The sequence below is a fragment of the Bradyrhizobium sp. 482_C4_N1_8 genome (assembly GCF_052075965.1).
Lineage (GTDB): Bacteria > Pseudomonadota > Alphaproteobacteria > Rhizobiales > Xanthobacteraceae > Bradyrhizobium > Bradyrhizobium barranii.
Window position 1 is genome coordinate 2,333,447 of record NZ_CP197231.1, and the last position, 11,170, is coordinate 2,344,616.

General features: G+C 61.1%; 10 protein-coding genes. 5 read left to right on the forward strand and 5 right to left on the reverse strand.

Annotated elements, in window-relative coordinates:
* Positions 1–91: 91 nt before the first annotated feature.
* A complete protein-coding gene (gene egtD / locus AB7Z56_RS10865) occupies positions 92–1,045 on the forward strand; it encodes an L-histidine N(alpha)-methyltransferase (protein ID WP_063981747.1) in 954 nt (317 codons plus the stop codon).
* A 69-nt stretch (positions 1,046–1,114) separates the two neighbouring features.
* Positions 1,115–1,573: a DUF3788 domain-containing protein gene (locus tag AB7Z56_RS10870; RefSeq protein ID WP_063981748.1), complete on the forward strand. Its 459-nt coding sequence runs from the start codon at positions 1,115–1,117 to the stop codon at positions 1,571–1,573.
* A 298-nt stretch (positions 1,574–1,871) separates the two neighbouring features.
* Here the strand turns inward: AB7Z56_RS10870 and AB7Z56_RS10875 are convergent, their stop codons facing one another.
* The 4 genes from AB7Z56_RS10875 to AB7Z56_RS10890 form a co-directional block, all read right to left on the reverse strand.
* Complete coding sequence (locus AB7Z56_RS10875; RefSeq protein ID WP_063986173.1) at positions 1,872–2,417, reverse strand: carboxymuconolactone decarboxylase family protein; 546 nt, start codon at positions 2,415–2,417, stop codon at positions 1,872–1,874.
* Between the two features lie 34 nt (positions 2,418–2,451).
* The gene (locus tag AB7Z56_RS10880; RefSeq protein ID WP_063981749.1) at positions 2,452–3,087 is read right to left on the reverse strand and encodes a nitroreductase family protein; all 636 of its coding nucleotides are present in this window, start codon (positions 3,085–3,087) and stop codon (positions 2,452–2,454) included.
* Between the two features lie 176 nt (positions 3,088–3,263).
* The gene (locus tag AB7Z56_RS10885; RefSeq protein ID WP_441256228.1) at positions 3,264–4,181 is read right to left on the reverse strand and encodes an NADP-dependent oxidoreductase; all 918 of its coding nucleotides are present in this window, start codon (positions 4,179–4,181) and stop codon (positions 3,264–3,266) included.
* 269 nt (positions 4,182–4,450) lie between these two features.
* Positions 4,451–4,942: an OsmC family protein gene (locus AB7Z56_RS10890; RefSeq protein ID WP_187387969.1), complete on the reverse strand. Its 492-nt coding sequence runs from the start codon at positions 4,940–4,942 to the stop codon at positions 4,451–4,453.
* 468 nt (positions 4,943–5,410) lie between these two features.
* On the opposite strand from AB7Z56_RS10890, the gene AB7Z56_RS10895 reads away from it, so the two are divergent.
* The 3 genes from AB7Z56_RS10895 (at position 5,411) to AB7Z56_RS10905 (ending at position 10,791) form a co-directional block, all read left to right on the forward strand.
* Positions 5,411–5,944 (forward strand): peroxiredoxin-like family protein, encoded by a 534-nt coding sequence (locus AB7Z56_RS10895; protein WP_135214187.1) that lies wholly within the window; start codon positions 5,411–5,413, stop codon positions 5,942–5,944.
* Between the two features lie 447 nt (positions 5,945–6,391).
* Entirely contained in the window at positions 6,392–7,615 is a 1,224-nt protein-coding gene (locus AB7Z56_RS10900; RefSeq protein WP_441256823.1) for an efflux RND transporter periplasmic adaptor subunit, read from the forward strand.
* Positions 7,612–10,791: an efflux RND transporter permease subunit gene (locus AB7Z56_RS10905; RefSeq protein ID WP_441256229.1), complete on the forward strand. Its 3,180-nt coding sequence runs from the start codon at positions 7,612–7,614 to the stop codon at positions 10,789–10,791. Before AB7Z56_RS10900 ends, AB7Z56_RS10905 begins: the two co-directional genes overlap by 4 nt.
* 104 nt (positions 10,792–10,895) lie before the next feature.
* On the opposite strand, the gene AB7Z56_RS10910 is transcribed toward AB7Z56_RS10905, so the two are convergent.
* The gene (locus AB7Z56_RS10910) at positions 10,896–11,081 is read right to left on the reverse strand and encodes a hypothetical protein (RefSeq protein WP_063981754.1); all 186 of its coding nucleotides are present in this window, start codon (positions 11,079–11,081) and stop codon (positions 10,896–10,898) included.
* Positions 11,082–11,170 lie beyond the last annotated feature (89 nt).

Genomic DNA, 11,170 nt, shown 5'->3' on the forward strand with positions numbered 1-11,170 from the left:
TACTCACTGAGCCTGGCACGAATTCACGGTGAAGATATCGGCCGCGAGTTTACCTCGGCCGCTATCCGCCGTGTCACCGAAAGCGGAAAATATGCTTCACGTGAATGACCGCATCGACGCTGTTGAAAATGCATTTGCCCGAGACGTCGTCGGCGGCTTATCCGCTGATGTGAAGACGCTGCCGAGCCGTTGGTTATACAACGAGCGTGGATCTGAACTTTTCGAAGAGATAACGAGGCAGGATGAGTATTATCTGACCAGAGCCGAAACGTCGATCTTGCGAGAGCGGCAGCGTGACATCGCCGATTTTGTAGAGCCTGGCGCGGTTCTCATCGAGTATGGTGCGGGAGCCGGCGTTAAGACGGAGCTTGTGTTGGCGGGCCTGCGTGACCCGCGAGGCTACGTGCCGATCGATGTCGCCGATGCTTTCCTTGCAGAAACGTCCAGGAGGATCGCTTCGCGCTTCCCGTCGCTCTGGGTCCGCCCCATCGAGCGCAATTTCCTGGATGCATTTGAGGTTCCGTTCGATGGCTCCAGCGGCGGCAGGACAGGATTTTTTCCTGGCTCGACGATGGGGAATTTGAACGCGAGCGAGGCGAAGACCTTGCTGATGCAGATGGGGCGACACTTAGGCAAAAACGGACGTGCCATCATCGGTGTCGATCTCCAGAAAAACGTAGATACGCTTCTGCGTGCTTACGACGACAGCGCCGGTGTGACAGCCGCTTTCAACCTCAACCTCCTTGAGCGGATCAACGCCGAACTGGGCGGCGATTTCTGTTTAGAGCGGTTCAAGCACGTGGCGCGCTGGAACGAGATCGAGAAAGCAGTAGAGATGCATCTGGTCAGCGTGTGCGATCAGCACGTTACCCTCTGCGAGCGCGCGTTTAGTTTCAGAACGTCGGAAAGCATTCATACTGAGAGCTCCCGAAAATATACTGCGGAGAGCTTCGAGCGGCTTGCCCGCTCCGGCGGATGGAAGGTTGTCGAGCTTTGGCAGGACGCGGGCGGATTATTCGGCCTGTTCGGGCTCATTCGCTATTGATCTGCCGATGATGCGGCACACCAGGTCTTCCGAAACCAACGTGAGAGTTGCGGTGTAAAGGAAAGCGGCATGGAACAGTCCCCCCAGATCGGCGACAGGATCACCGACAAATCAGCATCGCCCGACGACAGCACTGTCCGAGACTGGATCGGGCCGAAGGCGTTCGGGCATTGGGCCGAGCTGCGAAAATGGATCGAGGCATACTACCCCGATGTTTTCGTGCCGGATTGGCTCTATCGTGGCAAGAAGCGTGGTTGGTCCCTGCGTTACAAGAAATCCAAGGCATTCTGCACGTTCCTGCCGGAATACAGGCTGTTTTCGGTCGAGGTGGTCTTGGGGGCAGCAGAGCGAGAGAAGTTTGAGGCGCGGCGTTACGGGTGGCGCTCGCAGCTGGTGAAGCTTTACGATGAAGCCCGAACATACCCAGACGGAAAATGGCTGAAAATTGCTATCTCATCCGCAGCCGATCGGCATGACGTGACGGAGCTTTTAAGTCTGAAGCGTCCGCCTCCGCGGTCGCGCGATTGAGACGCTCGCGCTGCTCCGGCGCGATGGTGGTCCTCCAGATGAAATAGACACGCGCCTTGAACACCTTCTTGTGCGACGGGGCGACGACATCGTTCTCGCTGGTGATCTGGCGGCCTGGAGCGATCCCTTGAGTGCTTTGTCGAGGAGCTTTGGCGCCGTGGCGACAAACGGCGACAGTCTTCGCGCCAACCAAAAGCCCGGACGCGTTCCCAAGAATCCTTCCCGGGTGCGTCCGAGCCTTGCGTGATGCTCGCATCATAGAGGCTCCTCAGAGATCGTAGATGCGAATGGATTGAGTTCAGATCGATCCAGCCGGCGCAACGGCAGGAAAGTCCTTCTCGGGATCGAACACGTTGTTGAAAAAGTTCGTCAGAGAGTACATGGCCACCAGCGCGACTATCTCGATGACGTTGGCATCCGTGTAGCCTGCGTCGCGGACGACTTTCAGATCGGCGTCACTAACCTTGCCGCGGGTCTCGATGACTCTACGCGCAAACTGGATGGCAGCGTCCCGCTTCGGGTCGCTGGCATGGCCCTTCCGAGCGAGAGTGATTTCATTGGCGGGCAGCTTGGCCATATGATTGGCCGTAAAGCTGTGAATCGTCAGGCAGTAGTCGCAGCCATTCACTTCGGAGACAGCGAGGCCGATGCTGTCGCGCGTCTTCACGTCTAGCGCCTTGCTCAAGGAGCCAAGCAGGGCGGCCCATGAGTTGAACGCGATCGGGCTTGCCGCGAATGTCGCCATCATATTTGGGGTGAACCCGATGTTCTTGGTGAACATATCGAGGGTCGGTTTCGAATCCGCCGGCACTTGTTCCGGCTTCAGAGCTGTAATTCTTGGCATCATAATCTTCGCAGGTTCTCGGTTTCACTGATCACTAAATGAGGTCCAACACATCGGCCACCGGGCGACGCGGCTTCTGCGGCCAGTTTCCCGGACGCTCCGCTCCTACGGACAGCAGCATGACCGGGACTTCGTCCTCGGCCAATCCAAAATCTCGGTGCACCGCTTCGGCATCGAAACCGATCATCGGCGTCGAACCCAGGCCCAGCGATCGGGCCGCATAGATCATCGCCGCCGCACCGAAGGCGCCGGTGCGCACTGCTTCGTCGCGCTGGCGCTGCGGGTAGTCCTTATAGAGATCGCGTGCGGGGATTTCCCAATCCGGTATCAACTTTGCCGGCATGATACCCGCCTCCACCACCGGCGCCAGGCGGTCCGGAATTACACTGGAATCAGCCAACTGGCCGCAGATGATAAAGGTAACGGCGGCTTCAGTGATCGCCGGCTGCTTCCAGGCGATCGGACTCAACCGAGCCTTGGCTTCAGGCGTGCGTACCGCGATGAAGCGCCAGTTCTGCAAATGGAAGGATGTCGGCGCAGTAGTGCCGATTCGCACCAGCTCGCTGATTTGGTCATCGCTCAAAGTGGCGGCAGGGTCGTAGTATTTGGCGGAGCTGCGGCTCAGGATACATTCGATGACGGCATTGGTCATGGCGATTCTGTTGGTCATGGTGATTCCTGTGCGTTAGGGGATGACTTGAGATAACGAGTGCTTTCGCTCTCTTTGCTCGAAATGCCGCAGGGATGGAGCCCGTCTGGCATCTCATGCCCGGGGGCCGTGGTAGTTTCCTGGGTTGCGGCGCGTCTGGTAGGACGTGACGGCCGCGTGCATCGAATGTGGGTCGTTCACGGACGAACGCGGATGATCGTCTTCCCGCCGATCCGCTTTGTTGGATTGAAGGCGGCGACGGCATCTTCGAGTGTCGTTACGTGGCCGACGTTCGTGCGCAGTCGCCCGTCGCGAACCCGCCGGACGATCTCACTCAGTTGGGCACGATCGGACTCGACGACGAAGTCGACCGCCAGGCCATCGGCGGGCCGCGCCTCGGCCGGCCCGACGATGGACACCAGCGTTCCTCCGGATCGAACCAGGCGCGCGGAGCGTTTCCTGATGTCGCCGCCAATGAGATCGAACACCAGGTCGACCGGGCCGATGTCGTCTAGAGCGTCGTTCTCCAGGTCGACGAACTCATTCGCGCCGAAGTCGAGCGCCTTCTGACGGTCGGCGGCGCGTCCGGTGCCGATGACATAGGCGCCGGCCTCACGCGCGAGTTGCGTCACCATCGACCCGACTGCGCCGGCCGCGCCGTGCGCGAGGACGCGCTGCCCCGCCTGAAGGCGGCCGTGCACGAACAATCCCTGCCACGCGGTCAGACCCAAGACCGGCAGGCTCGCGCCCACCGTGAAGTCAACGTCGCCCGGCAGCGGCGCCAGGTTGCGTGCCTCGATCGCCACATACTCGGCCAGTGTGCCATCGCGATACCAGTCCGCGAGGCCGAACACCCGCTGTCCCACCGACAGGCCCGTCGTGCCATATCCGAGAGCGGTGACCACTCCGGCCAACTCGTGCCCGGGAATCGACGGTGTCCGGTCACGATCGAGGCGATCGGTCCACGTCGAAGGCCACGACAGCTCGGTTCCAACGAATCCTGACGCATAAACTTGAACGACGACGTCGTTTATTGCTGGCCGCGGTTCGGGTCGCTCCACCAGCTTCATCCCGACCGTTCCCGCAGCTTGGTCCGCCACGACGATTGCCCTCATCGCCAACCTCCTCGTGTGTGGTATGTCGTCATCTTCCGAATTGCCTTGCGGGCGACCAAAAATACGATCGCCAAATTCGACGGTCCAATGACCTGTGGCTATGGAATCGATGCCATCGACGCGAAAGATCAAAGCGCGTCGGCAGTGAACGTCGGGACGAATGCCCCGCGAGGGATGATTTCCGGGCACTGAGGACGCAAGAAAGAGCTGCAATGCGGGTTTGATCGGCTGCGATGCGCCGGTGCGGTGATCGACCGCACGAGAGACGCTCAATCCGGAGTGATATTCGGGATCGGGAGTTGAGCCAGATCATCCTCGTAGCTGGCCTGAGTGCTTGGGCTGTGGCCGGAAGCAGTAGCGCCGAGGCGCGTGTTGATAGCGGCGCCGATGCCGAGAATCTTGCCAACGGGGCAGAGGTTTGCGGCTTCCAGCAGGAGCGCGCGCTGATGAGCATCGAGTTCTCCTTCCAGCACGAGGGTGCGTGCGAACGAATCTCGTTCGCCCAGAGCGCCATGGCGGAAGCTGACGCTCACTTCCAGCCGCTCCAGCGGAAGTCTCTGGCGTCGAGCCTGAAAACGAATGCTCATAGCGGTGCATGCGGCGAGAGATGCGCTAAGGAGGTCGTAAGGATTGGGACCAGAAGAAATGCGGCCGACGCCATCCGGGCCGCCGACAGTAAAATGAGAGCCGCCGACACGGCATACCAGTGCACCAGGATTGGTGGGGTCGCTTGCGACAACAACTTCGCGGATCTTGGTCATGACTAGGTCCCGATTGTTCGAATGATCGACCACCGGCTTCGACGAGCGTGAACGCAAGCAGGCAGCGCAGAACAAGTCTTGCAGATAGCGCGAGGTCTCAGCGCGGCGTCCGCTCCGGCCGGCGCGTTCAGCACTTAAATCCGGCAACCATTCGGGTAAAGCTATCATGTCCATAACCGCCGGGAATGCTTCGGGAGTCGGTGCCGAAGCTCCGCGACGAGAAAATCCGTGAACCCGCGCGCCGGGCTTGACGGTCTTCCGCTCGCGACGACGCATTGACTTCCATCGAGGCGAAGTCTCGGTCGGAGAAACAACGCGCGGGAATGGAAATCATAACGGTCGGACATTTCTCAATTGAAGGTCGGCGACGTAGTTTCACCCTGCAGGGCGGGGCGGAGTGATGGCTCGTGCGCGATCGGCGGGTGCCGGAATTCCCGACGTACTTAGGAAAACACTGCGGAGAAGAGAATGCTGCTGCCTCGTCGACCGGTTCCCGAACTGCGCGTGCCGACCCTTGCTCATGGCGAATTTGATCTTGCTGCCGACGCGCCGAAGCTGTTTACGCTGATATGCTTTTATCGCGGACTCCATTGCCCGGTCTGCCTCAAATATCTGCGCGAGCTGGAATCGCTGATACCCGAATATGAGCGTCGCGGTACAAAGGTCATCGCTATCAGCTCTGACGTTCGCGAGCGCGCTCAGGAAATGGCAAACAAGGTCGGCGCCAGCTTGCGATTCGGATATTCACTGCCGCTGGCGGTTGCTCGCAAGTGGGGTCTCTATATTTCGTCGTCGCGTGGAAAGACATCGATCAACATCGAAGAGCCGTCACTGTTTTCGGAGCCCGGCGTATTCCTCGTCCGACCGGATGGTACTTTGTACTACGGCGCTGTTCAAACAATGCCGTTCGCACGTCCGTTGTTCTCGGAATTGCTTCAAGCGATCGATTTCGCTATCGCCAGGGATTATCCGGCGCGTGGCGAGTATGACGGCCCTCTCTGAGCGGCCGTCGGCTTAGCTACCGGCACACCCGCGAACATGAAGGCCGCTGCGCGGGAGCTACTGCTTGATTCTCTGTTCGGTCCGGCTGTTTCGGGTATGTTTGATCTTACCGGCTCTGACCGAGCGCGACTGGGAATTTCCCGCAGAATAAGACGTCGCGGTTTCGAGTGCCACGCGGCCTGCGGCATTCCTCGCGACGGCATCGCGCTCGCGCGGCGAGCAGCAATAACGACCGTTTATCGAGTCCATGGCGAGAGGTGATTTCCGTCGCCGGCATTGCAAGGCCATTCTCCAAAGCATCGTCGAGCCTAAACCTGCGGTTCTGCGATCAAAGCGCGGATCACGATGAAAGCTCGAGAGCGCAGTGGGTCGATATGCGAAGCAACGACGTAATCTAGATCATCGCGCTGGGTTCTTGGAGAGACGGAAGTGAGTATGACTGATAGAATGGTGCAATCGGCTCCGGCACCTCAGCTCGATCGCGGTTCGTTTTATCGCTTTCCACGATGCTTCGTCGCACCGATCGGTCTGCTGTTCGCGCTGGCGCTCGCGGGCTGCGACAAGAAGGCACAATCGCAGGAGGCTGCGCCTGCACCGCCGCTGGTTACAGTCGCGCAACCAGTCAAGCGCACGGTCACTGACTGGGACGAGTTCACCGGCCGCTTTGAGGCGATACAGGAGGTTCAGGTCCGTGCCCGCGTCGGTGGCTTCGTCAACAGCGTCGAGTTCACAGACGGTGCGATCGTTCATGCCAGCGATCTGCTCTACATCATCGATCCGCGCCCGTTCGAGGCGGTCGCCTCACAAGCGCAGGGCCAACTCGACGACGCGCGGGCCAAGGCTGAGCTTGCCAAGCGTGAACTCGACCGTGGGCTGAACCTGGTCCAGACGAGCGCAGTTTCGGTACAAGTCGTCGATCAGCGCCGTCAGGCCTTACAGGCGGCTTATGCGGCCGAGACGCAGGCCGAGGGTGCGCTGAAGGCCGCGCAGCTCAATGTCGAATTCACCCACGTGCTGGCGCCGATCACCGGCCGCGTCAGTCGCCATCTGGTGACCCCCGGCAACCTCGTGCAGGGCGCCGATAGCGGCGCGACGTTGCTCACCTCGATCGTGTCGCTCGATCCGATTTACATCTATTTCGACGTCGACGAGGCGACCTATCAGCGCAACAGCAGGCTGTGGTTCGAAGGCAAGCGGCCAAGTTCGCGCGATACGTCAAATCCCGTGCAGGTGACGCTGACCGGCGAGACAAAGCCCTCGCATGTGGGGAAGATGGACTTCCTCGACAATCGACTGGACATCTCGACTGCGACGCTGCGCAGCCGCGCGATTGTCCCGAACAAGGATCTCTCGATCCTCCCGGGGCAGTTTGGCCGCGTCAGGATCATCGGCTCGTCGCCCTACGAGGCGCTGCTGATTCCGGACGCCGCTATAGCCACCGACCAGTCGCGCAAGATCGTGTTCGTGGTCAAGGCAGACAACACGGTAGATGTAAGGCCGGTGATACTCGGGCCGCTCGATGGGGGGCTGCGCGTGATTCGCGAGGGCCTCATGCCGGGGGATCAGGTCATCGTCGACGGGCTGCAGCGTGCCCGCGTCGGCGCCAAGGTGACACCGAAAATGGCGCAGGCGCCGGCAGACGACAAGACTCCGGCGGGTGCCAAGCCATGAATCTTGGAAGGCTTTCCATCAACCAGCCAATCTTGGCGATGGTACTGTCGATCGTGCTTGTGATCGTCGGCACGATCGCCTACCAGACGCTGCCGGTCTCGGAATATCCGCAGGCGGTGCCGCCGACCGTCACCGTCACCACGCAATATCCCGGCGCCTCAGCGCAGACCGTATCCGACACGGTGGCAGCCCCGATCGAGCAGGAGATCAACGGCGTCGAGGACATGCTGTATCTCTACAGCCAGGCGACCTCGAACGGCCAGCTCACCATCACCGTCACCTTCAAGCTCGGTACGGACCTCGACAAGGCGCAGGTACTTGTGCAGAACCGCGTCGCGATTGCGCAGCCGCGGCTGCCGGACGAGGTGCAGCGCAACGGCGTCGTAACCCGCAAGAACTCGCCCGACATCCTGATGGCCGTATTCGTGCTGTCGCCCGACGACTCGTTCGATCAACTCTACATCTCCAACTACACGCTGCTGCAGGTGCGCGATCAGCTTTTGCGGCTCGACGGCGTCGGTGACATCCAGATGTTCGGCGCGCGCGACTACTCGATGCGAGTGTGGCTCGATCCCGACCGGATCGCTGATGTCGGCCTGACATCGGGCGAGGTGCTGGCGGCGATCCGCGCCCAGAATCTGCAGATCACCGGCGGACAGATCGCTGAGCCGCCGATCGCCGATCGCGCGCTCCAGCCGAACCTCGTCTTCACTGGCCGCCTCAAAGATATCGGGCAGTTTGAGGACATCGTGGTGAAGGCCGGTTCCGACGGCCGCACCGCACGTCTGCGCGACGTCGCGCGCGTCGAGCTCGGTGCGCTCTCCTACGCCACCAGCAGCCGCATACTGCGCAAATCGGCCGTCGCAATGGTGGTGACGCAACGGCCCGGATCGAACGCGCTCGCCACGGCGAAGGCAATCTCCACCACCATGGCGAAGCTGAAGGAGAGTTTTCCGAAGGGGCTCGACTACAATATCGGCTACAACCCCACCGAATTCATCGCCCAATCGGTCCATGAGCTGATTAAGACGGTCTACGAGGCGATGGCGCTGGTCGTCATTGTGGTGCTGGTGTTCTTGCAGGGATGGCGGCCTGCGATCATCCCGATCATCGCGATCCCGGTGTCGCTGGTCGGCACCTTCGCGGTGATGGCCGCGCTTGGATTCTCGATCAATAATTTGACGCTCTTCGGTCTGGTTCTCGCGGTCGGCATCGTGGTCGACGACGCCATCGTGGTTGTCGAGAATGTCGAGAGACATCTCCAGCACGGTATGAGCCGGCGCGAGGCGGCGCTCAAAACCATGGAGGAAGTCGGCGGCGCGCTGGTCTCGATCGCACTCGTGCTCTGCGCGGTGTTCGTGCCAACAGCTTTCCTGGGCGGCATCTCCGGGCAGTTTTTCCAGCAATTCGCCGTCACCATCGCAGTCGCGACCGCGATCTCCTGCTTCTGCTCGCTGACACTGTCGCCGGCACTGGCCTCCCAGATTCTTACGCCACACGAGGAGAAACGTCCGCCGGCGCGCTGGAACGTCATTGCGCGCGGCTGGGACGGCTTCACCGCGCTGTTCAACCGCATCTTCGATCGCCTAGCGCGCGGCTACGCGGCCACCGCCGACTTCGTGATCCGGCATACGGTGGTGATGCTTGTGATCTATCTCGGGCTGATCGGCAGCGCCGGCTGGCTACTCGCCACCACCTCGCAGGGCTTCATTCCCGCGCAGGATCGGGGTTACCTCATCATCTCGGCGCAATTGCCAGGCGCCGCGTCGCTGGCGCGGACCGCTGCGGTGGTGCGCGAAATCGAGCGGATCGCGCTGGATACGCCAGGTATCGTCCGTGTCGGGGCGTTCAGCGGGTTCTCCGGCGCGACGCGCACGCAGGCCGGCAATGCCGCAGCGCTGTTCCCGGTGTTCGACGTGCCGGAGGCGCGGCAGAAGAAGGGATTGACGGCCAACGCGATCACGGCCGATCTACGCAAGCGGCTGTCGGCGATCCAGGGCGCTTTCATCATCGTCATTCCACCGCCCGCGGTGCCAGGCATCGGCACCGGTGGCGGCTTCGCCATCCGCATCCAGGATCGACAAGGGCGCGGTCCCGAGCTGCTCGCAGCGGCGACGGACGAGCTCGTCGCCGCCGCGCGTAAGTCGCCAAATCTGACCTCGGTGTTCTCGCCTTTCACGGCGAATACGCCGCAGCTGTTTGTCGATATTGATCGTGTCAAGGCGCAGAAGCTCGCGGTCCCCATCGCCAACATCACCGACACGATCGAGACCTACTTCGGTTCGACCTATGTCAACGACTTTAATTTGTTCGGACGTACCTATCACGTCACGGCGCAGGCCGATCTCCCATTCCGCAAGGAGACTTCCGATCTCGCGCGGCTGCGTACCCGGAACGCCGCCGGCGACATGGTGGTGCTCGGCAGCGTCGTTGACTTCAAGGACATCTCGGGACCCGATCGTGTGGCGCGATACAATCTCTACTCGACGTCCGAGGTACAAGGTGAGCCGGCGACGGGCGTAAGCTCGGCCACGGCGCTCAGCACCATCAAGCGATTGGCCGACGAAACGTTGCCGAGCGGCTTTTCTCTCGAATGGACCGACCTGTCCTATCAACAGGTGATGGGTGGCAATGCCGGCCTCTATGTGTTCCCGATCTGTGTGCTGTTCGTCTATTTGGTGCTGGCAGCGCAATATGGCAGCTGGACGTTGCCATTCGCGGTGATCCTGATCGTGCCGATGTGCCTGTTCGCGGCCACCATCGGGGTGCGCATCATGGGTCAGGACGTCAACATCCTAACCCAGATCGGCTTCGTGGTGCTGGTCGGACTTGCGGCCAAGAACGCGATCCTGATCGTCGAATTCGCGCGCGATATCGAGCTTGAGGGCAGGTCGCGGCTGGAGGCTGTCATTGAGGCCTGCCGGCTCCGCCTGCGGCCGATTCTGATGACCTCGTTTGCTTTCATCCTCGGCGTGCTGCCCCTGGTGGTTTCTACCGGTTCGGGCTCGGAGATGCGCCAGGCGGTCGGCGTCGCCGTGTTCTTCGGCATGCTCGGCGTCACGCTGTTCGGCCTGATCTTCACGCCGATTTTCTATGTCGTGGTGCGCAACTTCGCGGAAGGCACGAACGAGGGCAGGCCAATTCAGCCGAACGCGGCCGCGGCCGCGGCGGAATGAGCTGCGTTGGCCGCGGTGCGCTATGACGTTGGCAGCCCCAGCTTAGCAGCCGCTGGGCCGCTGCCGCGACGCCTATTCGACGGCTCACGCATTTCACGTATAGTCTAGCGGCGGATCGAGCAATCCCTTGCACCGTCGAGCGACGCCTTCTTGGCTCGCCGCTCGTGGTCGTCGGCAAGAGCCTTCAGCTGAGCCGCAATCACGTGGTCCGTCATGGCTTTGGCAGAGCGAAGCAAGGTCTTCGCTGTCCTCAAATATTCTTTGCCTCGCTGTGAGATATGAAGCGTCATGACGCCCTCGCGTGGTTTTCGGGCGACTGGTCGAAGCGTGTTGGAACCAGCCCATCCAATTGTGCTCACCTTGGTGGCGTGCCCTGAAG